Here is a 24785-nt window from a genome sequence, read left to right as displayed (position 1 = left end):
ACCCTCCAAGAGTTCATAAAATCTTTATGCGGATTTTCTCTTATTCTAAGATTGATGAAGCTTCAACTTGGAGAGGAAGATCAAATGATGCATAATGATTGCTCGAAAAATGCCAGAGTGCCCCAGCCCATCAGAAGTGACGGTGCTGGAGGCATCGACAAGGGTCCCCGGGATGTGATGAGGGATTTGCAAAATCCCGACATGCTGGTTCCACCCGTAACAGATAATGGACTCATTCCGAACATGAGGTTTTCTTTTTCAGATGCCCATATGCAGTTGAATCACGGTGGATGGTCAAGAGAAGTTACCGCAAGGGAGCTCCCCATTGCCACAACCCTTGCCGGCGTGAACATGAGTTTGACACCGGGCGGCGTACGCGAACTTCATTGGCACCAGCAGGCGGAATGGTCTTATATGCTGTTGGGGAGTGCCCGTATTACAGCCGTCGACCAAAATGGTCGGAATTTTATTGCTGATGTGGGTCCTGGTGATCTCTGGTATTTCCCACCCGGCATTCCACACTCTATACAAGGTCTTGAGGAAGGCTGCGAATTTTTGCTGGTTTTTGATGACGGCAGCTTTTCTGATCTGAACACGTTATCCATCTCCGATTGGTTTGCACATACTCCAAAAGATGTACTGTCTGCCAATTTCGGCGTTCCTGAAGCTGATTTTTCGCCCATTCCTCAAGAACAAGTATACATTTATCAGGATGCCGTTCCCGGCTCTCTTCAAAGCCAAGCGGTTTCCTCTCCCTATGGTACGATACCTCAATCCTTTAAGCATGAATTACTCGCTCAGCCCCCCATCAAAACGCCGGGTGGAAGCGTACGAATCGTCGATTCTTCCAATTTTCCGATATCCCAAACGATCGCAGCTGCTCTGGTTGAGATTGAGCCTGGAGCCATGCGGGAAATGCACTGGCATCCCAATAATGACGAATGGCAATACTATCTTACCGGGCAAGGCCGAATGACTGTTTTTGGCGGAAATGGCGCGGCGCGTACATTTGATTTCAGAGCCGGGGATGTTGGATATGTGCCTTTTGCTTACGGTCATTACATCCAAAATACAGGCTCGAGCACGCTATGGTTTCTTGAAATGTTTAAAAGTGACCGTTTCGCTGATGTTTCCCTGAACCAATGGATGGCTCTTACCCCCACAGAGCTCATTCAGAGCAATTTAAATGTTGGTGCCGATGTGACCTCTAAATTGCGGAAGGTAAAATGGCCTGTCGTCAAGTATCCCGGTTATTCTTTTTATCCAAAGGATGAACTCTGAAGAATCCGGTGAACGTGCATCTTGTCTGTGCTCTCAGAAAAAAAGCATATCCTCATGCATTTCTTACTGCTATCTGATGTGAATATAATCCCTGTACCGTTATTCGTTATCCATAGCTATTTAGCATACAAAGATATAGGCTCCGACTTTAGCCGGCAGCCTATATCTTTGTAGCATTATGACTGGGGCTGACTAATCCCTCCCCTAATCATATACTGTATAAAATCAAACTCATCCCGTGTTTATCTACTTTACAATTCCGTTACGAATGGCAAATACAACCGCTTGCGTGCGGTCTTCGACCGCGCATTTTTGAAGAATTCGATGAACATGTGTCTTAACCGTGCTCTCACCGATATAAAGCCTGGCGGCGATCTCTTCGTTACGTAATCCGTAAGCCATCTGTTGCAAAACTTCCAGTTCCCTATCTGTAAAAGGTTCAGGCGGCATAGTAACTGATATCTGATCTGGTGCCCGAACCGCATCTACAAGTTCATCAGGTGCCGCGTCCTTTAGTAAATACCCGATTGCTCCCGCACGGATGCCATCATACACATAATCCTCCTGATCGAATATGGTCAGAATGACAACCTTGCAATCCGGTATAGCGTCTATGATGTCACGGGTTGCTTCAATTCCTCCCCCTAGATGGAGCATTGAATACATTGAAATTCCTCATTCCTAATCAGTTTCTAATCTAAGCTTAAATGTTCTATGTTTTTTCACATGTAATTCTCACTATCGTTTCATGTTCTTTATGTACATTGTTCAGGAGGGACAAGTATCTAAATAGGTTCCCCAGAACATGAGGAGGATTATGAATGAAAAAAGAGGAACAGGATCAGAACATGAAAATCGAAAGTCTCTCCATTTCCACGGAGGAGACGACGAACATATCCATAATCCGGAAAATGCTAAACAAGGTGCCGGAGGTCACCATTTTCTTTTGGATTATTAAGATTATGACGACGACCGTGGGAGAAACCGCTGCCGACTTTCTTAACTTTAATTTGCATTGGGGCTTGACTCGTACAACTGTGGTCATGGTTGTTCTCTTACTCGTCACACTTCTATTTCAGTTTAGGTCGCGCAAATATATACCTGGAATCTACTGGCTCGTGGTGACTCTCATCAGTGTTGTGGGCACGCTTGTCTCAGATAACCTTGTGGACCACATAGGGATCTCGCTGCAAGTTACCACGACTGTCTTTGCCCTTGCTCTCCTGGTGACTTTTACACTTTGGTATGGGAGCGAGAAAACATTATCCATTCATTCTATTTACACGACCAAGCGTGAAATATTCTACTGGGCAACGATATTCTTTACCTTTGCCTTGGGTACAGCAGCTGGTGATCTTATATCAGAAGGCCTTGACTTAGGTTACTGGAGGTCAGCGCTTATGTTTGCTTCACTGATTGGTATCGTAACGATTGCCCGCTATCGGTTTAAATTCAATGCCGTGTGGTCCTTCTGGATGGCGTACATTGTGACCCGGCCTCTCGGCGCCTCTCTTGGGGATTATCTGTCACAATCTCACACCGATGGCGGACTCGGCCTGGGTACGGCCGGAACCAGCGTGATTTTTCTCGTAACTATTTTAACCTTGGTGATCTACCTGACGAAATCCGGAATAGATCAAACCCAACCATCATCATAATCAGCTAAAAAGCATAGAAGAAAACGTACCCGGGACATAGCCGGAATAATCCCGGGTAGATTGCATCTTGACTCTAATGCTATATTTTCACAATGAAAATATAGTAAAAATATTGAAATTAATAACCAAATGCCTTATAATTACAACAAATAATATCTCCTAACAATTATAATCCGCAAGTCTCAGCCAGATTTATGTTCAGGTTTTTCTTTTTCTCACATCGCTAAATTTATACTATTTTTGCGTTATTATTCCATTATCAGGAGAGTGGCTGTAATTATGTTTAAAAATGAGATTTTAACAGGCTCACTACAGGAGCGCAAACAGATCGTAATCGACGATGTAGCAGCATTGGGCTACCCTTACAGTGAGTATGATCAGGGCCGAAAGGTCGGTGGTTATGCGGCTATGGCGCAATTTTCCAAAGGAGATATCAGCACTGGACTTGCCTACGTCAACATTCATTTGGATCGGAATAAAGACATGTTCTGGGGAATTAACGTAATGGAAGCTTATATGAAGTATAAAGAGTATTACACACCCGCATTAAAGGATAAAGTAAAAGCAAAAATGCTCAGTTTTAACATTTTGAATGCCGATGGGACGGCTCTGTCGGGAAATACAGAAAATCAACGGCTCATGTATGCGGCAGTCGGGGTTGTCGGAGCGGAAGAATGGCCAGATTATCCGGTGAATTATGCTACCATCGCCAGAAGTTATCTGCTGTCCGAACTTTCCACAATTACAAAACAGGGGTACTTTGAATACGACTCCCCAACATATTTTATCCATCATGTAGGACCGCTATTGTTCATTACCGAACACTTGACAGATGCGACATTGCGGAATATGGCCAAACTGACGTTGGAGTGGTATTTTGCCAGTATTGTAGGGGAGTGGCTGCATGGGTACTGGGTGACCAGTCAGGCCAGAACATATAATGCGCAGCAAGAGCCGGGATATACACTTGATGAGAGTGCAGTGCTACTGTGGATGTTGTTTGGAGACAGTCGTAAGCCGATATATCTCGGCAATGAAACCAATCTGAAATTTACCACGATTCCATTTACGGTTGCGAACTACGAGTTACCAGACATTTTCAAGAGTATAGCGACAGCCCGTTCTACAACTTACACACATAAGGAACGGATGCCTAGAAACAGTAACAAACCGTATAAGACAAGCTACATCACCCCGGATTACGCCGTATTCAGTCAAAAGGACAATCGGCTCGCACAAAACCAGCTTCATCGTTGGGGCATCAAATGGGTGGGAGATACATACAGTGACGAACCAAATACGTTCTTCATGAAGCAACACTTCAGTGAGTCGATTAACTTGAATCCGTCCAACTCGGAATATTGGATTGGCGGAACGAATATGGAGGAAGTGCTTCAGGACGACGGTGCACTCATTGCGGTATACAATATCACAAATTCAAATACATGGATCGACGGCCCTGTTTCATATAACGGAATCAAAGCAACGATCGAACAGGACCCATTCAATAGGAACGGCTGGATATTCTTCCATACAGGTAAAATGCTGATGGCTGTCAGGACGGCACAACCTTACGATTGGCCTTATGACACGGAATCGTGGAAATACGGAGGTTATCAGAGAGCGTTGCGGAGTGACGGGGCAAAAAATGCGGTCATCGTTGAAACAGCACCTCTTATGGACTACGCAGGCGGTTCTTGCATTAGAGAGCTTGACTGCTTTGCTGAGGCTGTGCTGACGAAAACCGTAGTGGATTTCAGCGGTGTTAACGATACCAATCCCCGGGTCTATTACAAAGGATTAACAGGTAAAGAGATGGAAATCGTATATGCCACCTCACGTAAAATTCAGGGTGCAGAAGTCAATTATGCTAATTGGCCTCTGCTGGATGATCCGTGGATGCATCAGAATTATAATGGAAATAAACTCGATTTGGTTCATGATAGAGAGAGGCGGACCTATGATTTCAATAACTGGAAGGTAACATCTTGAGACAATCATGCCAACTTTCAGTTCTTCGTCAGACAGCGAGATATGCTGAATCGTTTTTCCTATAACATGGCTGATCAACTGGGCAACTTCACCATATGTCAACGAATGAGGCCCAGTGATCACATGAGCTGTGTTATGAGGCTTATCGTCAATCAGGGCTCTTACCCCCACTTCTGCAATGTCATCTGCGCTGACGAAACCCACTCTCCCATCCCCTGTCGCACTATAAATCGTACCGATGTTTTTGATGGTGCTTACATGCTGACCTTCGGTAAAGTTCTGCATAAAATAGGATGGCTGTAATACTGTTCACTCAGGAGCTAAATTGCTGAGGGCTTGATGCACTGGCCCGAATACCGGGTCATCCGCAGGAACAGATGCGCTGCCCAGAAGCACGAACCTTTTCACGCCTTCATGAATGGCTTTTTCAATAAAAGGAATCATGACCTTGGCAGGATTTATGTCCATTACAGGCACAACCAAATAAACTTTATCTACATTTCTCCTTATCGAAAACGAATTTTTCAGACTAAACAGTCTAGAATATTCAAAAAAATTTTGACTAATCAGTCTAAAATGATTAAAAAATAAACGCTATAAAGCGTTCATAAAAATCAATCCAAAATCGACAGCGTCGTACGCACGACATCTTTAAGCACCTCAGGGCTTGCGGCTGTCTTGGCGGTAAATGTCAACGATAGCCGGGCATGATTTAGAAATCTGGCGATTGACAATAGCTCAGACTCCGTAGAATGAAGCTCTCCCTCTTTTTGAGCGCGGACCAAGGCGTTGTAGAAAGCAAGCTCAAGCCTTTCTGTATTCGCAGATATAAAAACTTTGATTTCATGATGATGCGGAACCTGTTCAATAGCACTGTTCATAATAAAGCATTCCTTGGATAGCTTGGGATCCGTCAAAACCCTGACAGATTCATTAAAAATCATCGTTATGGCTTCCTTAATGCTCCCTGGTTGACTTAGAAGATGAACTACGGCTTCGGTTTTGTCACCTATATAGAGCTGAATAGCCGAAAAGAACAAATCATATTTCGTTCCGTAGGTGCCTATGATCATATTTTTATCAGACTAATCAGTCAAGAAAAAATATTTTTTTATCCAAACATAGGCCCGTTGCCCAATTACACAGAAATAGCTGTATTTACGCAAAAAACACCGTATCGGAATACGATGTTTATGTTACTTATAAGTGAGGATTTTGCAAAATCCTGAAGTAATTATTCCTCAGAGTCTACGTTGTGGTAAACCTGCTGAACATCCTCCAAATCTTCTAATGCATCAATCAATTTGTCAAATTGAAGCTGTGCATCTTCTGGAAGTGTAATATCATTTTGGGCAAGCATGGTAAGTTCGGCCACTGTAAATTCTGTAACTCCCGCCTGCTTGAAAGCTTCCTGTACAGCATGGAATTGGTCAGGCTCTGCGTATACGATAACTGCTTCATCTTCTTCGATGATGTCACGTACCTCTACATCTGCCTCCATCAACAGCTCCAACACTTCATCTGCGGTTTTACCTACCAGACCAATAACCGCCGTTGAATCAAACATATAGGCTACAGATCCGCTTACACCCAGACTGCCGCCATTTTTAGTAAAAGCAGAGCGCACATCAGATGCCGTACGGTTTACGTTATTGGTGAGTGCATCTACAATGACCATGGAACCATTCGGTCCGAAGCCTTCATAGCGAAGCTCAACATAGTTTTCATCCCCAGCACCTTTTGCTTTTTCAATAGCCCGGTCAATGATGGCTTTCGGTACATTGTACGTTTTTGCACGTTCTAGTACGACTCTTAAAACCCGATTGGATTCAGGATCAGGCTCGCCCTGTTTGGCTGCTACATAGATTTCTACGCCAAATTTAGCATATATACGACTCGTATTAGCATCCTTGGATGCCTTTTTTTCTTTAATATTGTTCCACTTACGTCCCATAATATCCCGCTCTCTTTCTATATGAATATACACAACGGTATTCATTATATCCTTGAGCATTTTGCATAAATCCCAAGAGCGATTTTAGATCAGCAATATATAGATCGAAACGGTTTAGTTCGTCTATATATTGTACTTTCAAGCGTTGGGAATCGAATTATGCAAAATGCTGCCTTGTATATTATATCTCCTAAAGGACGCTTGAACAAGTTCAAAGGATTTAGTGATAAAAATATCTCCTTTTCTCATGAGATTCTAATTTTCATCTAAAGGTGCTCCCATGTTCAAGAGTTATGATCATATTACTTTCAACTTTTGAATCATATAAGAAAAGGAGTAATCTCTAATATGTTATCTAACCTGGACTATCAGATTTTCCACTTCATTAATGAACAAGCGAATAGCTTTTCTGTTTTGAATGGGCTGATGCGTTTTTTCGCCGAAGATGCCCAATATGTATTCGCCTTGGGCTTGCTCCTGTACTGGTTTTCAAGAAATAAACTCAACCGGAAAATGATCATATCGGCTGTGGTATCCGTATGTCTAGGCATGGGGATCAGCTTTATTATCGGACATCTTGTGTACCGGGATCGTCCCTTCGTCGCCCACGCCGTCATTCAGCTAATCAAGCACCCGGCCAATGCCTCCTTCCCGAGCGACCATGCCATTGGAGCTTTTGCGCTGGCGGCCACGTTTTGGCTGTACGGTAAGAGGTTTAGATTGTTGTGGCTCGCCGCAGCTTTACTTATCGGTTTTTCCCGTATCTGGGCTGGCGTTCATTACCCGTCAGATATTGCGGCTGGTGCACTGATTGGCACCTTGTGTGCAGTTAGTACCCAATATCTGCTCCTGCGTTTCAAACGTCCTCAGCAACTGGCAGACTCGTGCCTGAAACTGTACGAAAAAATAGAATATAAAATTTGGAACAAAACGACAAAACCTCAATCTGAGGATGCTTGAGTGTGATTAAGCCCATAAACCATCGATATGGTTTATGGGCTTCTTTAATTTATCCAATATGTTCAGACCCTGTACGCCCGAAAACAAAGCGTTACAGCTGCCCCTATATGTTCAATACTGCTTACTCTGATGTCACCGTTATATCGCTTGACCAGCTGCTTGGCTATCGCAAGGCCCAAACCTGTCCCGCCCTGCTCGCGGCTTCTGGCCTTATCCACCCGATAAAATCGGTCGAATAAATATGGCAAGTCCTCCGCCGGAATTCCGATTCCGTAATCGGTAATATGAATATAAACCTCATTTCGTTCCAGCGTCCCCGTTACAAGGATTTCTTTCGAAGAGCCAGAATATTTAACGGCGTTATCCAGCACGATCAGTAACAGTTGTTCCAGATGCTGAGGCGTGATGTGAATCTGCACCTTTTCGAGGGGAGTCAGTTCCTCTCGGAATATCATATCAGGATGCAGCATGGCAAAATTGGTGAGCGTATACTGAACGGTCTGACGGATATCTATTGCAGGCACATTCTGTTCAGAAGTTCCCGATTCGGCCCGCGTCAACTCCAGAAGATCGTTTACAATCCCTTTCAAACGTTCAAGCTCCTGAACGGACACACTGAGCGACTCATCCAATATAGCCGGATCGTGTTTGCCCCAACGGTTTAATAAGGAGATATGGCCTTCAATAATCGAAATGGGTGTACGTAATTCATGGGAGGCATCCTCAACAAACTGCTTTTGCTGTAGGAAAGAACGCTCCAACTGATCAATCAGCCCATTAAACACTCTTCCCAGATTTGACAGCTCGTCATTGTTATCGGATACTTGGACACGTTCCTCATGCAGCCCTTTTTTCCGTATTCTTGTCATCGTATCCGTCATGGACTGAATCGGCCGAATTAACTGGCGTGAAAGAAAAATTCCTCCTAGGGCGCTTAAAACAATAGCACCTATACCGCCCACAATCATGACACCTTTTATTTTGTCACTCACCTTCTCTAAATTTTCCATATTATTGATAATTTCAATTGTTCCCGTAAAACCACCTGAATTCAGCGGACTTCGCATGATCAAAACCTGATCCTCCAGATGCCAAGCAGTCATAATACGGGTGCTTTGCGCCGTTTGCGGCGGAAACCAATCCTCAGGCATCTCGTCGCTGACGCTCAATAGCGGGGTTCCTTGCTCGTTCAAAATACGAATCATTTGATGCGGATCATTCATATCCTCAATAAATCGTCGACTGTTCACGATTTCCTGTGCGGACATTTGTTTTACCTGAAAAAAACTTTGGATTTCATTCATACTCTTGCGGATGCTCACTTCTCCCTCACTGACCATCCATTGGTTAATCGTAAAGTATTGGACACCGTTGTACAAAACAAACAAAATACATAGCAGCAACGAAGACCACACCGCCATTTTCCAACGAATGGGCAGCCGGGAGAATATGGATTTTAACGTTGTCATTTTCGGATCACATACCCCAATCCGCGTAGTGTCTGAATAAAGCTCGGTTCCCCAGGCTCGTCGATTTTGCTTCGCAGGTAACGAATATACACATCTACGACATTCGTTTCCACCTCTGAATCATAGCCCCATATGAGTTCCATTAGCCTCTCCCGGGTCATGACGCGCCCAATATTCTGCATTAATATGGACAGCAGATCAAATTCACGCTTCGTCAATTCAATAATCTGCTGGTCTTTGGTCAAAATGCGGGCCTCGCTGTCCAGTACCAGTCCATTGTAGATAATTTGATTGGTATCTTCCACAGAGCCACTGCGTCGCAGCAAAGAACGCATCCGTGCCAGCAACTCTTCAATAGCAAAAGGCTTAGGGATATAATCATCTGCCCCGCTGTCCAGCCCCATCACTTTGTCCATCACACCGTCTCTGGCGGTCAGCATAATGATTGGAGTTTGTTTCGTTTTGCGAATCCGTCGGCATACTTCGATTCCGTTGAGGCCTGGGAGCATTAAATCCAGCAGGATGATATCCCATTCCTCGCTTAATGCAGACTCCAGCCCCTTCCGCCCTTCATAATTAACAGTTACCTCGTAAGATTCATGCTTTAGTTCCAGTTCAATGAAACGGGCCAAATTTTTCTCATCCTCGATCAGCAGTATCTTCTTCATAGCTATCCTTTCTATGCTCGGGGCGACTTCTCCTAGTATGCTTGTTTTAGAAACCAGTTTACTCTATGTACATTAAAAAATAATGATCTTTTCACTTTATTTTTCTCATGATATTTTAATGTGTCCTGAGTAAGTTTAATCATGAATCTATGAACACAGCTCTGTGCTCATCCGCCCCCTTTATGAATTACCTGATGAAAAACGGTGTCTCTCTGTTCCCAACCTGAACCACGATATGCACGACGGCACGATCCGGGAAGCAGATCAATGGCTGCAAGCCCATTTATCTGCTTATGCCCGCTGGGCACCGCAGCATAACAGTCTTTTAATCGTAACATGGGACGAAGATGACATGAGCAGTAACAACAAAATCCCGACTATGATTATAGGTCCTCATTTGAAAAACGGCCCTTACAACGGGAAAAGCACTCATTTCTCCGTGCTGCGCATGATCGAACAATTATATGGATTGGAGCTGCTCGGCAAGAGCAGAACGGCACCGCCGCTTAATATATGGACAACAGGCTCATAAATGTCTAATATGATGGTGGAGTATGACTTGAAGGGGATAGATCATTTGGAGGTACTATACAAAAAGCTGAGCAATAATCATGAAATAACGATATACGACACCACAGAGCTGTATGGTGAAAAGGGATTATTCCGGGTGATGCAGTTTTCAAATGCAGCCGTACAAGGCGCGGTGGATTTGAATCATCCGCAACGCATTCTGTTCGAATATCCGAGAGCCATCATCCATCTGATGGAGCTGAACGATCCGTCATTTGAAGACGTGTTTGTGATTGGGCATGGCATAGGTACGATTGCGGGTCATTTTACAGATAAACGCTTTAAGATTGCCGAGCTGGATGCACAAGTCGTGGAGTTCAGTCGAACATTCTTTGGATACGATAAGGACAATGTGACCGTTGGTGATGGACGTCGCATGTTGGAGAAGGAAGCGCCGGATGCATATGATTATATTATTTTGGACGCCTTCACAGATCAGGGAACGCCGCCGCATTTAATATCCCTGGAATTTTTCAGGATGGCCAAAGAAAAGCTAGATTCCGAAGGCTCCATGATTATGAATGTAATGGGCAAAAGTGAGCACGATCATCTGATGAATGCCATTCATACAACGTTGCGTGAGGTATTCGCTTATGTCACAGCTTTCTCCCTCCCCTCGGAAGGAGCTGCCGACATTCAAAATATTATTGTGATAGGCCGGGACAAGCCAATCCGGTTTCAGGCACGCCATATGGCAGGCTTTAATGAGATTGCACTTGGAGAAGGTCACATTCTACAGGACACAGATACGTAATGCTTGTACAGTAATTGTTGGTAAAGATACGCCCAAACGATTGTAGTCCGGGCGTATTGGATTGTAGAACCGGATATGGTACAGGCTTGTAAATTAATAAGCTGTGTGGCTATTGTTGAATAAGTTCCAATATCCGTCGCTCTACATCTTGGATATGAATCGTCTCTTTGCTGCTGGATCTTCGCTCCACTAACTCTATTTTCCCGTGTTCAGCATCTTTGCCAACAACAATGCGCACGGGAATACCCACTAAAGTCCAATCTCAATCCCACGATGGAGCTTCAATTTCCCTTTGTCACAGTGAGGACATGGGTCCCCTTCCACGAGGGGGTTCCAGTCGCCTTTGACACGGCATCTGAACTTGCTATTTCGAATTTTTCACTACCTAAAATATGTTTAACTTTTACTTCGTTGACCTCATGATCTCCCCTGACGACTACAGCAATGGGTTGATCGTCAGCCATATAAATCAATGTTTTGATCATATCTTGTGGCTGTATTTGCAGCGATTCAACCAGTTGATCTATCGTGCGCAGACCTGGAGTATGAAACTTTTCCATTTTGTCTGTATTGAGAGAAGGGTTGGTGTCTGATTTTTCCATTCTCCGTGGCTCAGCTTTTTCAAGATTAGCAGCATAGTCACAGCAGGTACAAGCGGCTATCGTATCCTCTCCAATGTCAGCCAGCGCCATAAATTCATGTGTTCCGCCTTTGCCGCCAATAGCACCCGCATCTGCTTCAACTGCGCGAAAGTTCAGACCACAACGGGTAAAAATACGATGATAGGCCTTAAACATGGTCCGATAAGCTTGATCCAGCCCTTCCCAGCTCGCATCAAACGAATAGGCATCCTTCATCAAAAATTCTCTGCTGCGGAGCAAGCCAAATCGTGGACGTCGTTCATCCCGAAACTTGGTTTGAATTTGATACAGCATTACAGGTAATTTTCCATATGAATTCACCTCATTCCGTACTAATGACGTAATGACCTCTTCATGGGTAGGACCCAAAGCAAACTCCCGATCATGTCGGTCTTGAATACGCATCAGCTCTGGACCGTACACCTCGTATCTCCCTGACTCTTGCCACAGCTCAGCAGGCTGCAATGCAGGCATTAACAACTCCCCAGCCCCTGCACGGTCCATTTCATCCCGTACGATTTGCTCCACTTTTCGGAGAACACGTCTGCCGAGTGGCATGTAGGTATACATTCCAGCTGCAAGTTGCCGGATAAACCCTGCACGCAGCATAAGCTGATGGCTGACCACTTCGGCTTCTGCGGGCGATTCACGTAATGTTGTCAGTAATAATCGACTTTGGCGCATGTGTGACTGCCTCCTTGTATGAACGATAAAATATACGCAAAAAAGACACATCCGTCAGGGACGAATGTGTCTGGTACCACCCTTAATTTGACCATATCCATAGCATGGAACAGCCCTTCATCAGATAACGGCGTCTAGCCGGTAACGCTCTAAAATACACTCCGCTACAGCTCGCAAGGCAGGGAAACGTTCATTCGCGGCGGAGAAACCTTTCAGCCCATGGATTTCTTCTCTGTACGGCGATTGTTGAACCTTTGATCCTTGGTCTACACTATTCCTGTATATTACAATTTTCATTACCTTACACGAAACGGAAACCGTGGTCAAGGAGATAATTATCTATCTGGAATTCATCCAGAGACATGAACGATATTTTGATTTCAAAATAATTAAACTTCGTTGTTTTCCATATTGCATAAGGAATGGCCAAATTTTAGGACGTATACGCCTGCGAAAACCCAAAACAAAGCGGACAAACCGAGGCGAAATGTCCCAAATACGAATCGCTTCCTGCTTTACTCCTTTGGGCAACTCATTGGAGAAAAGAAAGCGGTTAAGCGATCGTGTAATAACTCCTGTTATCGCTTCAATCGTGCTGACATCCATCACAATGATCGTATCAGAGCGCTGGAGCCGCTCCGTAAAATAATAATCATGATAATTCCCTTCGATGATCCATTCTTCCTTTTCGAGCACTTCGCCCAGCTGTTTGAAAAATTGTTTATCCGTGCTCCGCTTCCACTCGGGTCCCCAATACAAATCATCCAGAGAGATGTACGGCAAATGAGTCCACTTGGATAGACGTTTGGCAAAAAAGGTTTTGCCGCTCCCCGGCGAACCGATCACGATAATACGTTTGGCGTGCTGCACAGCAAAAATTTCGTCATTCACCCTCCGATGTAAGGGCAGCATTGCATAAATCAGTCGATAAAGCGAACCTACCACGAAAGAACCTCCCTTTAAAAACATATACAGGAGGAACAGCGGCAAAAAAACGATAGCGTATTTTACACTGTTCATCAAGCGACCTGCTCCTTTTACAATTTCAGCAACAAAAAGTAGGTTAGATTCTCTTCTTTATTTATGTATCTTTCTCCTTAAAATACATACCCTTAAAAAACACAAAATTTTGCGGATGCATGCCGTACAGCTCCTTGAACATGGAATGAAGATTATTTAGAGAAATGGTCTCTGAAACCGTCCGATCCGTTTGAATGGTCAAGGCCACACAGCTGATTCCGAATTGACACACTTGCTCCATAGGGTATCCTTGGATAATTCCATATATCATTCCGGCAATAAATGCATCATCTGCGCCCGTGACATCCATAACTTCCGGAACTGGGTGCATAAAAATTTGTCCATGAGATCCATCCTGCGAGGCAAACAAAACACTGTCTGCTCCCCGAATAAGAATTACATTTTGAACCCCGAGTTGATGAAAAATCCGGGTTGCATCCAGCATTTGCTGATCATCCTTAAGTTCTATTCCCAAATAGGATTCAGCTTCTACCTGGTTACATACCAGCCAACCCACCCCATTCAAATTTCGAGGAAGCCTTCTCATTTTGGAGGCGGACACTGAAGAAACGACGAGCGGAATCCGATGTTCATGGCATAGCCGTATGGTGGATGCAATTACGTTCATAGAGAAATTCGTGTCCAACAGCACAAGTCGGGACGAGGCGATCAAAGGAGTATTTTCAAAGATTACTGAAGGACGGATCTGATCATAAATCTCCATTTCTGCTGTCGCTACAATCAGCTCCCCACGTTCGTCCAGCAAAGCAGTGTAAACCCCGGTTGACGGTTCACCTTTGACTTGCAGAGGAACCACTTTCATATAATGTCTAGACTGCTCGACTATAAATTCACCTTCCGCATCATCCCCAACTGCGGTTAACAGGCTGACCTGTTGGCTTAGCCTCCCCAAATTTTCGGCAACATTGCGAGCCACCCCACCGCAAGATTGCTGCCTGGTGCTGCTCGGGTTGGAGGTGTGAAGCTGAAATGTACCTTTAAGCATAATTTTACGGTCAAGATTGGCCCCCCCGATACATAGTATTTTTTGTCTAGAAGGCCAAGGCTCGTCCAGTTCATTTTTGTGAATCTGTTTTAATTTCATCATTTGACTCCTTTCGCAAGTCTATTGGCATTGGATGTTTTAAATTTGTACAGAAATAGGCACTATATAAAATTAACATGTTCCAAATGTCAAATTCTCAAGAATAATGTCGATTGCATTAAAAAATCACCTATTCGTAAAAATACCAGCCATTTTACGAATAGGTGATTTGATTAAAAATACAGCCTAAATCCTTCGTTACGATATGCTATTTCAAAATAAATAGAGCAGCTCCATGAGGAGGTACCTCTGCGGACAGCTCTTGCTCTAAAGTGCCCAGATTCACACGATTCCATAAGTCTCTGCCACTTGTCTGTCCTTCAATGTCCAGGTCTTGCAGCGATACACAGACCCGCGAAGCTTCGTCTCCAGCATTAAACAAAGCCGCATATACATGACCTTCCACGTTATGTGAAGTCCAGACGATATGTTCATCCTTTCTGTACACCTGCCGGGCATCCAAACCGTTGCGGTGAGCATCCAGCACCTCTTCATTGGTCAGCAGAGAAAGCGTCCACGCATCGTTATCCCGCAGTTCTCCCCCAAACATTAGAGGGGATCGGAAAATACTCCACAAGGTCATCATCGTCAGTTGTTCATCCTTCGTAAAGCGTGTCCAGCGGTCATGGCTACCGGAATCTACAGAATCGACCGAGCGAATACCCAAATGACCCAGTGGCAGCATGTCGCAATCCGGCCAATGGCCCGGGCCCACGTGCTCTGCCCACTTCTCGCAGCGCTCAAACATGCCGTGCAGCAAAGGCCATACATCCCAGAAATCGTCGGTCATGCGCCACATATTGGCGTTGGCGATTAATTCGGATGCATGCTCCAGCGGTGCCGGACCTGGCGACAGACTCAAAACCATCGGACGTCCGCATTGGGCGATGGCCTGCCTAATCAGTTCAATTTCCGCCAAATGAGTATCATAGAGTCGTGAAGCTGCGATGTCATCCACCTTTACAAAATCAACACCCCATTCCGCATAGAGGTCAAACAGCGAATTATAATATTCCTGTGCGCCTTCCTTGGTAGCATCTACCCCATACATATCTGTATTCCAGGGACAAATGGAGTTGGGATGTGCAATCTGTCTCGCAGTTGCCTGGGTTCCCAAAATCGGCGTATCCTGATGTACCGCCTGTCTCGGAATGCCTCTCATAATATGTATACCGAATTTCAAGCCCAGACTGTGTACATATTCCGCAAGAGCCTGGAAGCCACGTCCATCCGCTGCGGAAGGAAAACGATTTACCGCTGGAATGAGACGTGAAAATGAATCCATTTCCAGCGGAACAAATGAGCGATATTGTGAAGAAACAGCTCCCGGCTCATACCACTGAATATCTACCACGACATATTCCCAACCGTATTCCTTCAAGTGCTCTGCCATATACTGCGCATTTCCCCGTACTTCTTCCTCACGCACCGCTGCGCCGTAGCAATCCCAGCTATTCCACCCCATAGGTGATGTATGCGCTACCAAATGATGCTTCATTCCAATTCATCCTTTCATCATAAGAATACTCATCCTGCTGCCAAAATCCACCTCGTCACTACGGTATTATTATAATGTAAACCCTTACTTTTGTCGCTCGTCACCTGCCTCTTTATTTTCCAGTCCCCCTTTTCATACAAATTAGTTGACTAACTTAAAGAATGTGGTACATTTAAAATTGGTTGTAAAAAAACTTTGACTTGAATCAGAGGGTGATTTTACGTGTGCGAGCATGCTTACAGAATTTTGTTGTTTTACAAATATGTCAATATTGAAGATCCTGCCACCTTTACAGCAGAGCATCTGGCTTACTGCAAGGAGCTGGGCGTCAAGGGAAGAATTTTGATTGCTCAGGAAGGAATTAACGGAACACTGTCTGGTACGGTAGAGCAAACCGAGCAATACATCCGTGATTTGCGCGCCAATCCGAAATTCCACGATATGGTTATTAAAATAGATGAGTCTGACGGTCATGCGTTCAAGAAAATATTTGTACGCCATCGTCAGGAGTTGGTTACGCTACGTCATGAGGATGAGCTGGACCCTAACGAAATCAGTGGCAAGCGTTTGTCACCGAAGGAGTTTTATGAGCAGCTTCAAGGTGAAGATGTGGTTGTGCTGGACGGACGTAACGACTATGAATATGACATCGGTCATTTCCGTGGCGCCATTCGTCCGGAAGTCGAATCTTTCCGTGAGTTTCCACAGTGGATTCGCGACAATATGAGTCAGTTCAAGGACAAGAAAATACTGACGTATTGTACTGGCGGAATCCGGTGCGAAAAGCTGTCCGGTCTTCTGATCAAAGAAGGCTTTGATGATGTGGGCCAGCTGGATGGCGGCATTGTAACCTACAGCAAGGACCCGGAGGTCCAAGGTCGTTTGTTTGACGGTAAATGTTATGTGTTTGATGAACGCATCTCGATCCCGATCAACCATACCGACGAGGACGTTATTGTCGGCACGTGCTTCCATTGTGAATCACCAAACGATCACTATATCAACTGTCCGGTGTGCAATCTCCAGCATATCGTATGTCCGGACTGTGAAGAGCAGCATCAACATTATTGCTCTGATGAGTGCCGGACCAAAGCGGAAACCGTTGCTTCTGCATAAATCAGCAAGATAATTGCTTTTATTGTAAAAAAGGGATGTTCCTATTAGCCTTTCAACATGGCTGTGGACATCCCTTTTGTTGTACACCTCGGTGCATTACATAGAATAACTACCACAAGCTTCATAGTATTTGCCTATGACCTTGATCGTATTTTCATCTTGGACGGGCTCAAAAGCTGCGCCTTATAATGAAAAATGTCATTACAAGAAAGGATTGGTGGATTTCATGATTCAAATCGTACTTTCAACCCTTCTATCCGTTATCGTTCCACTGTCCATTCCGGTGATCGCCGGGTTTTTACTCGGCAAATTCATGAAGCTGGAAACGAAACCGCTCTCGACTTTATACTTATATTTTTTAAGTCCCGCGATGATTCTGGACACGCTGCTCAAGGCACAGCTTTCTTTGCATGATGTGGCGCAAACTGCCGCCTTTTCGATCTTGAATCTGCTGCTGTTATGGGGAATTGCGCAGATTGCAGGGAAAATGTTTAAGCTAAGCGCCCCTGAAACGGCCGGACTCACCTTAATCTCCACGCTGACCAATAGCGCAAATTATGGCCTGCCCCTTATTTTACTTGCCTTTGGGCAGCTTGGATTGGATAAAGCCTCTGTATATGTTGTCATCCAGATAATTCTGGTCAATACCCTTGGAGTTTACTTTGCAGCCCGCTCTGAGTTTTCCGTTCAAAGCGCCGTTAAGTCAGTATTCTCGCTGCCTGCGATCTATGCAGCTTTACTCGCCCTGGGGCTTCGAATGCTAGATTGGCATCTGCCCTCAGGCATACAAGCGGGCGTTTCGATGATTGCTGCCGCCTATTCACCAGTCGTGCTGGCAATCCTTGGAACCCAGATGGCTTATGTAAAAATATTCAAGCTGGAGCCGTCTATTAAAAAAGCCAGCTACGCAGGACTCATCATCCGGCTTCTGCTCTCTCCGCTTGCGGCCTGTCTTGCCATGCTGATACTGGGGATATCAGGCCTTTTGTTCTCCGTGCTCTTTATTCTGGCTTCCATGCCTGTTGCCGTGAATGCTGTCATCTTGGCAGAAAAATTCAATGCATCGCCCAAACTCGTGTCCACCTGTATCCTGTGGAGCACTTTAGCCTCATTCCTGATTTTGCCTATCCTCATTATGATCGTAGCATGATAACTAGAAAAAAAGACTCTCTAGGGTGTAGTAAATCCAGTATGCAGCCTGCTGTCGACTTAGGCTGCATACAATTGATTAGCGTATTCGTGGAAAACTGATCCAGCCCAGCAGATTTAATCTTGATTTTTTTCCCTTTTCCCGGATTTGTCCCATAAATTCTCCAAGAAATCGTTCCCACTTTAAACCTATTTCTTTTTTCGCGCTATCGTTTTCAAGCACGCATCTTACACTCTGGTTTAAGGCAGATTCCAAGTGCGATAAGGCTTCGCGTAAATGATTATCTATACTTTGTTCGTTCATTTATCCGTTCTCCTCAATTTTGGGTATTGTCAAGCAATGAGATTTCTTGGTCAAGCTGCTTTTTCATTCTTTCAAATTGGGCTTCGGCAACGATATCTTCCACTTCTTGCCGGGCTAATTCAATGAAAGATTTGCTCCGATTGATCAAGTTGGCTCCACCTTGCATACCAGCTTCGGCAAGAGGGCGGAAAGTAGTTTTAGCAATAGGAAGCAAAGCAGAAGCGGCAAAAGCGAGCGCAGTGCCAATTACAATTTTATCCATGTTATTTTGCAGCATTGTGATCCTCCTGGTAATTAAGTATTACTGCGGCCGTTAAGCCGCAGCATAGGTTTGGTTTGCAGGCAAAGCGCTGATTGCTTGCTTTTTTGAAATTAGAGCCAAAATCGGTTTGGACAAAAGAGATACCGATCCGGCTACGCCAAGGATGGGAATCCAATATTTCAGCGGCAGACTGGCGGTATGGAAAAATCCGGCCAATGGCGGGATATACAGTGCTCCTAGCAAAGCCAGCCAAGAAACGCAGAGAGCCCCGATCAAAAAGCGATCTTTCGTCCAATCGCGCACTGTTTCTTCAGAGCCTTCCTGTCGCCACGAAAAGGTTTGGATCAACTGCCCTGCGACCAATGTTGCAAAAGCAACGCTCTGAGCGATAGGCATTGGCGTACCGACTGCAAGGCTTGCAGCAAATAAGCCGAGCGATCCCAATCCCAGCAAAACCCCTCTTGTAATCACTTTCTGGTACAGGTCTTTATCGATGAAATCGGTTCGTTTCTGCTGCTTCGTTTTCTGCCCTGGATTTACAGCTAGAACCATTGCTGGCAAAGCATCGGTCAACAAATTCATCAGCAGAATTTGAATAGGAACCAGAGGGATCGGCAATCCAACCATCACGGCAACGCTGGTGACGATAATCTCGGCCAGATTTCCGGTTAACAGACAGCCGAGTGCCTTACGAATATTGCCGATAATGGTTCGGCCTTCTTTGACCCCCTCTAGAATCGTGCCAAAATGATCTTCCGTTAGCACCATATCCGCAGTTTCCTTCGTTACTTCCGTTCCTGTTCTTCCCATTGCGATACCAACGTTGGCTTGTTTGATAGCAGGCGTATCGTTGACACCATCGCCAGTCATGGCAACGATTTGTCCTCCTTTTTGCAGCGCTGTTACAATGCGAAGCTTATGCTCAGGCGTGACCCGGGCAAAAATGGATACCTGGTCCACAATTTGGCTCAACTCTTCGTCTGATAAACGGTCAAGCTCATGCCCAGTTACAACACTCTGCGCATCACTGTAAATTCCGAGTTGCTTCGCGATGGCAATGGCGGTAATCGGGTGGTCACCAGTAATCATCACAGGTTTTAGCCCAAGTGCAAAAGCTTCCTGAATATTTTGTTCTACTTCAGGTTTGGGAGGATCCATCATGCCGGTCATGCCGACATAAATTAATTCACGTTCGTCATCAATGGACTCGTTATCGATACTCTCATCCAAAGGTCGATACGCGAAAGCAAGCACACGCAACGCTGCCGCTGAAAACTTTTCATTTTGCTGTATAATGTGCTGCTTCTGTTCTTCAGATAGAGGCAATATTTCTCCGTTCTTTTGATATCGATTGCAATGGCGGAGAATCGTCTCAACAGCCCCTTTGGAAAAGAGATAGCATTCCTGTTCCGCCTGAACATCCTTGCAAACCACGCTCATTTTCGCGGTTTTAGAATCAAATGGAATTTCATGCCCGCGATGCCAATGGGTCATATCGTTAAGCCACAGTCCGTTTTTGGCTGCAAGGGTCAAAAGCGCGCCCTCAGTCGGATCCCCTTTGGTCATCCACTGTCCTTCCTGCTGCTCAAGCTTGCTGTTGTTGCATAGCAAGCAGATTTGCAGCAAGCGAGTCAAATCAGGATGGGCTGAAGGGTTTTCGTAACTTCCTACATTTTTGAGCCCTGCCGCTGCAGCGGCAGCCTCTGGAGCAAGCTCCTCCAATGCTCCCGTCGGTTCGTAACCATCGCCTGTTACAGTCCACGCGCGATCCGCGGTAGAGAGCGCTTTTACCGTCATTTCATTTTTAGTTAACGTGCCTGTCTTGTCTGTGCAAATAACCGTAGTCCTTCCTAATGTTTCCAGTGAGGAGAGCTTTCGGATCAGCGCGTTTTTCTTCGCCATACGGAAGATGCCTGCGCTGAGGGCAATAGTGATGGTAACCGGAAGCCCTTCAGGGATGGCAGAAGCCGCCAGTGTGATCGAAGTCGAAATCATTTGTGGAAAAGGGATGCCACGGAGCATACCAATTGCGAATACGATCCCTCCAACGATAAGAGCGCCTTTCACAAATTTTTTGCTAATTGACGTTACTTTTTCCTGTAAAGGGGTTACTTCTTTTTCCTGCTGCTTCAAAAGCGACATTAAATGCCCCATCTCGGTACTCATCCCGGTTTGTACAACAATACCAATTCCCTTGCCTCCGCACACGTCGGTTCCCATGAAGAGCATGTTGGTTCTCTCAGATAAAGCACAATCCTCTGGCAAAGAGGACTCATTCTTTTCGACGGGAAGAGATTCCCCGGTGAGGGTCGACTCGTTGGCTCGCATGTTCCATGAGTTAATTAACCGGATATCCGCTGGAACGCGGTCCCCTGCTTCCAGGGAAACGATATCGCCGGGCACCAATTCCACAGCATTTAGCTCTACGTGCTGGCCTTGTCTGATGGCCTTACATACTGGGGGTTGAAATTGATTCAGCTTGTCCACAACTTTTTCCGCTTTGCGTTCCTGAATCGTTCCAATAGCAGCATTCGCGAGCAGGATTGCCCCCATTGCGAGTCCATCGAATACTCCCCCCGTAAGAAAGGCCAATGCACTTGTACCAAGGAGGATCAGCGTTGTGAATTCCTTGAATTGGCCTAAATATGAAATGAGCCAAGGAGTAGGTTTTTTACTCTCAAGCCGATTTGAACCATATTGGTTTCTTATAGAAAGAACCTGATCAGAGGTCAACCCGCTTTGCAGGTTGGTTTGTAACTTCGCGATGATTTGTTCGTTAGGTAGTTGATACCAGGCAAAAGCTTCGGAGGCGACCGCAGCCTCGTTCTTATACGCCATTTCCGGTGGAGATGGCAAGGCTTCACTCCTGTTTTTCGTTCTGGATATAAACACAAGCGATAAAGCATCTCCGATCAAATTGATCACTGGAGCACTGATCATGCCTAATGTAGCAAAAACGGACCCTATAATATTCCATTTTTTAGCAATTGAAGCATGCTCGTTTACGATTTGCTCTGTTTTCTCGGCGTACATAGCACTTTCCTGTATATGTTGCAGCTCATGAATGGAAATCGTCTGGATTCCTGCTTTTTTATAAAACTCATTGAGCGGATTTTGCTCCAGACCGGTGACAAATAAAACCTCTTCGCCATGCTGCTTGAGCTCAGCAATCCGTTCAATCACTTCGCCTTGTTCAAAAGATGACCAGCTTGTATCCATTCGGTATTGGGAAAGCTCGTCAGTACTGATATGAAGGCTGTTATGCAACAGACCAAGCCGCCAGCCTTTTTCGCTGAGTGAAAAGGCGGCAGAGCCATATTCATTGACCGGTGATAGCCGATGTCTGGCAATTAACCCAAGACATTCGCCTTTGGCATCCCCCTGGCTTCCGACCAAAAGAACGTCGTATTCTTTTCTGGCAAGCCTCTTTGATTTAAGCTCATAGAAACTGCAATCAATACCGTGTTCCTCCATGTATTTGTAGCTGCCAATGATAACCTGTCTATCATTGACTTTTCCTTTTATACCCTGTGGCTCTTCTTTCACATGAAAAGCTGTGCGGATCGTCCGGCAAGTCCGTTTCGCCTTGCTGAACACCTCTTCTTTCCAAGGATGTTCTGTTTTCTCCATTAATGAAGCTGCCAAACAAATCGCTTTATCCGCATCTTGCTCCTTCTCCACCATGCATTGAATTTCTTCAATCTCTGTACGGTTAAACAGGAGTGATGCATCTTCGAATAAAATCGTTTTCGTTCGAGCGAGTTGGGATAATGATCCTTTTTCCGGAATCACGTATTTTCTTTCTCCTGAAACAAGCTCGGCCTGTTTCCAGGCATGCTCAGCAGGTACGGTCATCACCCGCGGATTTGCTGCCAGAAGCACAGCGATTGCACGAAGCGGATTCCGGGTAACGGCCCACGTCATTCCGGCTGCAATAAAACCTAATCTGCCTGCTTTATCGCTATATGTTTGAATTTCCGGTGACAAAGAAACCTCTTGCTGTCCATTTAATGCAGAGCAGTTTCGCTTCCAGTTCACATATTGCAAAATGCTGAGTCCGGCAAGCACTACAAGATTTTCGCGCATAAGCGCGAGAGCGAGAGCGCTTGTACCTAAAATGAGATCCGAGTTTATTTTTTTCTTTTCCGAATAGGTCTGAATTCCTCTTTTGAGAAAAGGGTAGCCGGTTACGACAGATACGAGCGCCGATAAAAAGAACGGCGCCGGGCTTCTTGCCAGGGCTGAACGTCCGAAAAAGACCTGCTTGATTCCCAGCACGGCTAAACCGCTCATGGAAATAGCCAATGCAATGGGGATTTTTCCTCTTGGCTCGCCCGTATTGGTCTTAGGTGTCGTAGGGATCATCGGCAGATCACAAGGAATATCCAATTCAATCTGGGTAGCGGCAGCTTCCCGCTCCGCTTCCTTCGACCCGGTAGCCTCGTTTTGGATATCCGGGCGGGCTGTTAGATTGGCCGAACAAATCCGATCTTCTGTTTCACGGAGTATATGGAAAATGTGCTGCTCAGAAACAAGCTTTACATCGTAAAGAAGCAGCACTCTGCCCGTCACAGTACAAGGTTCCGCTCTGGAAATTCCACTACAAGCGGACAGACTTTTGGATAAAAGCTCTGCGCCAGCTTTGCTTCCCTGCAAACCGTAAATTTCCATCCGTATCCTGCCAGGAAGGACATGAAGAAACCTGTTTTTGTTTCGCAGCAATACCATATTTAACCCCTCTTCCATATCAAAAGCCAAAATCAACTTTACTTATGGTTAACAATAGTTAGCAAAATATGCATTTTATTTTCTAAATGTAATCTAGTATAAAATTCTTATTTAAAGGAATTATTTTACTAACAACTTTTTAAGGAGAGTGTATTGTGGTTAAATCACCGCTCGGTATTATTTTCGCTGCTGCGGCCGTAGCACTTGCTGTGTCCCCCGAAGCCCGAAAAGCCGCACGCAAACTTGCCGTTAAAGGAGCTGGAATTGTGCTTGAGCTCGCGGATCAAGTCAAAGACAGCACTAGAGACCTACAGTCCGCAGAAGCAGTACAAATTGAAGAAAAGAATACAAATGTAAAATAATTAAAAAAACGCATAATGGGGAACTAATATTCGGGAGTAACAAAAAATCAAATAAAGGAGTGATCAGCATGCTTCAAGGCGGTTCATTATGGGGAGGTCTTATCTCCGGAGGTATAACCCAACTGCAGAATACCATTAGCTTGACGAAAGGACAAATGGATAACAAAGATTATATGGTTCATACGTCGGGGAATTTGACAGGAGCACTCGGCGTCATGGCCGGTATTGAGTATGGGGCTATCCTTGGAACTTCGTTGCTGCCAGGAGTAGGGACAGTCCTTGGTTCCGTTGTTGGTGGGTTGTTAGGGAACAGTATGGGCCAAACAGTTGGAATGCAAGCAGGCAATGTGCTTCTTAACAATCGTTTGGTCAGCAACATGACACAGTACGCATCGAAAGTAACCGAGTCCATAACGAGCCCGGTCGTGGATGCAATGCAGACGACAGCATCTCACGAATAAATAACAAAATATCCATATAACTCGCTAACTTCGTTTAGCGAGTTTTCCCCATTTTAAAAACGAGAGGAACCTAACAATTATGACTAAAAACGAACATGAGAATATTCCCGACACGATCACGATTCGCCTTAGCGCCACATGGCAATTGT

22 protein-coding genes and 2 pseudogenes are annotated in these 24785 nt (G+C 45.1%); 10 read left to right on the top strand and 14 right to left on the bottom strand.

Annotation, left to right across the window (positions count from 1 at the left end; all coding sequences use genetic code 11):
• The first annotated feature begins 87 nt into the window (after nt 1-87).
• Nucleotides 88-1281: an oxalate decarboxylase family bicupin gene (locus ABIA61_RS03545; RefSeq protein WP_404580408.1), complete on the top strand. Its 1194-nt coding sequence runs from the start codon at nt 88-90 to the stop codon at nt 1279-1281.
• A gap of 246 nt (nt 1282-1527) precedes the next feature.
• Here ABIA61_RS03545 and ABIA61_RS03540 read toward each other — a convergent pair.
• A pseudogene (locus tag ABIA61_RS03540) lies at nt 1528-1920 on the bottom strand (response regulator transcription factor); the annotation flags it as partial.
• Nucleotides 1921-2102: 182 nt separating this feature from the next.
• Between ABIA61_RS03540 and ABIA61_RS03535 the strand changes: the two are divergent.
• Both ABIA61_RS03535 and ABIA61_RS03530 read left to right on the top strand, forming a co-directional pair.
• Entirely contained in the window at nt 2103-2939 is an 837-nt protein-coding gene (locus ABIA61_RS03535; RefSeq protein ID WP_404580298.1) for a COG4705 family protein, read from the top strand.
• Between the two features lie 279 nt (nt 2940-3218).
• The gene (locus ABIA61_RS03530) at nt 3219-4931 is read left to right on the top strand and encodes a hypothetical protein (RefSeq protein ID WP_404580297.1); all 1713 of its coding nucleotides are present in this window, start codon (nt 3219-3221) and stop codon (nt 4929-4931) included.
• A 309-nt stretch (nt 4932-5240) separates the two neighbouring features.
• Here the strand turns inward: ABIA61_RS03530 and ABIA61_RS03525 are convergent, their stop codons facing one another.
• From ABIA61_RS03525 to ABIA61_RS03515, 3 genes are all read right to left on the bottom strand, one after another.
• Nucleotides 5241-5399: a hypothetical protein gene (locus ABIA61_RS03525; RefSeq protein WP_404580296.1), complete on the bottom strand. Its 159-nt coding sequence runs from the start codon at nt 5397-5399 to the stop codon at nt 5241-5243.
• A 146-nt stretch (nt 5400-5545) separates the two neighbouring features.
• The gene (locus ABIA61_RS03520; protein ID WP_404580295.1) at nt 5546-6004 is read right to left on the bottom strand and encodes a TetR/AcrR family transcriptional regulator; all 459 of its coding nucleotides are present in this window, start codon (nt 6002-6004) and stop codon (nt 5546-5548) included.
• A 161-nt stretch (nt 6005-6165) separates the two neighbouring features.
• The gene (locus ABIA61_RS03515) at nt 6166-6885 is read right to left on the bottom strand and encodes a YebC/PmpR family DNA-binding transcriptional regulator (RefSeq protein WP_137063841.1); all 720 of its coding nucleotides are present in this window, start codon (nt 6883-6885) and stop codon (nt 6166-6168) included.
• A 348-nt stretch (nt 6886-7233) separates the two neighbouring features.
• Here ABIA61_RS03515 and ABIA61_RS03510 point away from each other — a divergent pair, with 348 nt between their 5' ends.
• Nucleotides 7234-7845, top strand: coding sequence for an undecaprenyl-diphosphatase (locus ABIA61_RS03510; protein WP_404519031.1), 612 nt, complete (start codon nt 7234-7236; stop codon nt 7843-7845).
• A 62-nt stretch (nt 7846-7907) separates the two neighbouring features.
• On the opposite strand, the gene ABIA61_RS03505 is transcribed toward ABIA61_RS03510, so the two are convergent.
• Both ABIA61_RS03505 and ABIA61_RS03500 read right to left on the bottom strand, forming a co-directional pair.
• Nucleotides 7908-9314, bottom strand: coding sequence for a HAMP domain-containing sensor histidine kinase (locus ABIA61_RS03505; RefSeq protein ID WP_404580294.1), 1407 nt, complete (start codon nt 9312-9314; stop codon nt 7908-7910).
• Nucleotides 9311-9982 carry a response regulator transcription factor gene (locus tag ABIA61_RS03500; protein ID WP_404519032.1) on the bottom strand — a complete coding sequence of 224 codons (672 nt, stop codon included), beginning with the start codon at nt 9980-9982 and terminating at the stop codon, nt 9311-9313. Before ABIA61_RS03500 ends, ABIA61_RS03505 begins: the two co-directional genes overlap by 4 nt.
• A gap of 163 nt (nt 9983-10145) precedes the next feature.
• Here ABIA61_RS03500 and ABIA61_RS03495 point away from each other — a divergent pair, with 163 nt between their 5' ends.
• Both ABIA61_RS03495 and ABIA61_RS03490 read left to right on the top strand, forming a co-directional pair.
• Nucleotides 10146-10514, top strand: coding sequence for an alkaline phosphatase family protein (locus ABIA61_RS03495; protein ID WP_283655907.1), 369 nt, complete (start codon nt 10146-10148; stop codon nt 10512-10514).
• A 27-nt stretch (nt 10515-10541) separates the two neighbouring features.
• Nucleotides 10542-11306 (top strand): spermidine synthase, encoded by a 765-nt coding sequence (locus tag ABIA61_RS03490; RefSeq protein ID WP_404519300.1) that lies wholly within the window; start codon nt 10542-10544, stop codon nt 11304-11306.
• 109 nt (nt 11307-11415) lie between these two features.
• Here ABIA61_RS03490 and ABIA61_RS03485 read toward each other — a convergent pair whose 3' ends face one another.
• The 5 genes and pseudogenes from ABIA61_RS03485 to ABIA61_RS03465 all read right to left on the bottom strand — a co-directional run bounded on the left by ABIA61_RS03485 (nt 11416) and on the right by ABIA61_RS03465 (nt 16254).
• Nucleotides 11416-11544 carry a hypothetical protein gene (locus tag ABIA61_RS03485; RefSeq protein WP_283655906.1) on the bottom strand — a complete coding sequence of 43 codons (129 nt, stop codon included), beginning with the start codon at nt 11542-11544 and terminating at the stop codon, nt 11416-11418.
• An 88-nt stretch (nt 11545-11632) separates the two neighbouring features.
• Nucleotides 11633-12631, bottom strand: a pseudogene (gene proS / locus ABIA61_RS03480) (proline--tRNA ligase); the annotation flags it as partial.
• 339 nt (nt 12632-12970) lie between these two features.
• Nucleotides 12971-13651, bottom strand: a complete 681-nt coding sequence (locus ABIA61_RS03475) for a P-loop NTPase family protein (protein WP_283655905.1) — start codon at nt 13649-13651, stop codon at nt 12971-12973.
• 61 nt (nt 13652-13712) lie between these two features.
• Complete coding sequence (locus tag ABIA61_RS03470; RefSeq protein WP_404519036.1) at nt 13713-14756, bottom strand: carbohydrate kinase family protein; 1044 nt, start codon at nt 14754-14756, stop codon at nt 13713-13715.
• A gap of 208 nt (nt 14757-14964) precedes the next feature.
• Complete coding sequence (locus ABIA61_RS03465; RefSeq protein WP_404519037.1) at nt 14965-16254, bottom strand: glycoside hydrolase family 27 protein; 1290 nt, start codon at nt 16252-16254, stop codon at nt 14965-14967.
• 222 nt (nt 16255-16476) lie between these two features.
• Between ABIA61_RS03465 and trhO the strand changes: the two genes are divergently transcribed.
• Both trhO and ABIA61_RS03455 read left to right on the top strand, forming a co-directional pair.
• Entirely contained in the window at nt 16477-17370 is an 894-nt protein-coding gene (trhO, locus tag ABIA61_RS03460; RefSeq protein WP_404519038.1) for an oxygen-dependent tRNA uridine(34) hydroxylase TrhO, read from the top strand.
• 226 nt (nt 17371-17596) lie between these two features.
• The gene (locus ABIA61_RS03455) at nt 17597-18520 is read left to right on the top strand and encodes an AEC family transporter (protein WP_283655901.1); all 924 of its coding nucleotides are present in this window, start codon (nt 17597-17599) and stop codon (nt 18518-18520) included.
• A gap of 78 nt (nt 18521-18598) precedes the next feature.
• Here ABIA61_RS03455 and ABIA61_RS03450 read toward each other — a convergent pair whose 3' ends face one another.
• From ABIA61_RS03450 to ABIA61_RS03440, 3 genes are read right to left on the bottom strand one after another with little or no spacing between them, the layout of a single operon-like run.
• Nucleotides 18599-18823, bottom strand: coding sequence for a hypothetical protein (locus ABIA61_RS03450; protein WP_044646003.1), 225 nt, complete (start codon nt 18821-18823; stop codon nt 18599-18601).
• Nucleotides 18824-18836: 13 nt separating this feature from the next.
• On the bottom strand, nt 18837-19100 hold the full coding sequence (locus ABIA61_RS03445; protein ID WP_404580293.1) for a DUF5132 domain-containing protein: 264 nt from the start codon (nt 19098-19100) through the stop codon (nt 18837-18839).
• A 36-nt stretch (nt 19101-19136) separates the two neighbouring features.
• Nucleotides 19137-23756: a cation-translocating P-type ATPase gene (locus ABIA61_RS03440; protein ID WP_483874938.1), complete on the bottom strand. Its 4620-nt coding sequence runs from the start codon at nt 23754-23756 to the stop codon at nt 19137-19139.
• Nucleotides 23757-23968: 212 nt separating this feature from the next.
• Here ABIA61_RS03440 and ABIA61_RS03435 point away from each other — a divergent pair, with 212 nt between their 5' ends.
• Both ABIA61_RS03435 and ABIA61_RS03430 read left to right on the top strand, forming a co-directional pair.
• A complete protein-coding gene (locus ABIA61_RS03435; RefSeq protein WP_404580291.1) occupies nt 23969-24175 on the top strand; it encodes a hypothetical protein in 207 nt (68 codons plus the stop codon).
• Nucleotides 24176-24243: 68 nt separating this feature from the next.
• On the top strand, nt 24244-24636 hold the full coding sequence (locus ABIA61_RS03430) for a hypothetical protein (protein ID WP_283655898.1): 393 nt from the start codon (nt 24244-24246) through the stop codon (nt 24634-24636).
• The last annotated feature ends 149 nt before the right edge of the window (nt 24637-24785 follow it).

Source organism: Paenibacillus sp. RC21 (assembly GCF_044907935.1).
Taxonomy (GTDB): domain Bacteria; phylum Bacillota; class Bacilli; order Paenibacillales; family Paenibacillaceae; genus Paenibacillus; species Paenibacillus terrae_A.
Note: the sequence above shows the minus strand (reverse complement) of the source record. Positions and strands in the feature narration are given on the sequence as shown.

Coding starts and splice junctions, on each gene's coding strand:
- ABIA61_RS03520 (WP_404580295.1), bottom strand. CDS start 6,004: ATGATCATAGGCACCTACGGAACGAAATATGATTTGTTCTTTTCGGCT.
- ABIA61_RS03525 (WP_404580296.1), bottom strand. CDS start 5,399: ATGGACATAAATCCTGCCAAGGTCATGATTCCTTTTATTGAAAAAGCC.
- ABIA61_RS03535 (WP_404580298.1), top strand. CDS start 2,103: ATGAAAAAAGAGGAACAGGATCAGAACATGAAAATCGAAAGTCTCTCC.
- ABIA61_RS03440 (WP_483874938.1), bottom strand. CDS start 23,756: ATGGAAATTTACGGTTTGCAGGGAAGCAAAGCTGGCGCAGAGCTTTTA.
- ABIA61_RS03505 (WP_404580294.1), bottom strand. CDS start 9,314: ATGACAACGTTAAAATCCATATTCTCCCGGCTGCCCATTCGTTGGAAA.
- ABIA61_RS03530 (WP_404580297.1), top strand. CDS start 3,219: ATGTTTAAAAATGAGATTTTAACAGGCTCACTACAGGAGCGCAAACAG.
- ABIA61_RS03510 (WP_404519031.1), top strand. CDS start 7,234: ATGTTATCTAACCTGGACTATCAGATTTTCCACTTCATTAATGAACAA.
- ABIA61_RS03470 (WP_404519036.1), bottom strand. CDS start 14,756: ATGAAATTAAAACAGATTCACAAAAATGAACTGGACGAGCCTTGGCCT.
- ABIA61_RS03475 (WP_283655905.1), bottom strand. CDS start 13,651: ATGAACAGTGTAAAATACGCTATCGTTTTTTTGCCGCTGTTCCTCCTG.
- ABIA61_RS03500 (WP_404519032.1), bottom strand. CDS start 9,982: ATGAAGAAGATACTGCTGATCGAGGATGAGAAAAATTTGGCCCGTTTC.
- ABIA61_RS03455 (WP_283655901.1), top strand. CDS start 17,597: ATGATTCAAATCGTACTTTCAACCCTTCTATCCGTTATCGTTCCACTG.
- ABIA61_RS03430 (WP_283655898.1), top strand. CDS start 24,244: ATGCTTCAAGGCGGTTCATTATGGGGAGGTCTTATCTCCGGAGGTATA.
- ABIA61_RS03445 (WP_404580293.1), bottom strand. CDS start 19,100: ATGCTGCAAAATAACATGGATAAAATTGTAATTGGCACTGCGCTCGCT.
- ABIA61_RS03515 (WP_137063841.1), bottom strand. CDS start 6,885: ATGGGACGTAAGTGGAACAATATTAAAGAAAAAAAGGCATCCAAGGAT.
- ABIA61_RS03545 (WP_404580408.1), top strand. CDS start 88: ATGCATAATGATTGCTCGAAAAATGCCAGAGTGCCCCAGCCCATCAGA.
- ABIA61_RS03465 (WP_404519037.1), bottom strand. CDS start 16,254: ATGAAGCATCATTTGGTAGCGCATACATCACCTATGGGGTGGAATAGC.
- ABIA61_RS03450 (WP_044646003.1), bottom strand. CDS start 18,823: ATGAACGAACAAAGTATAGATAATCATTTACGCGAAGCCTTATCGCAC.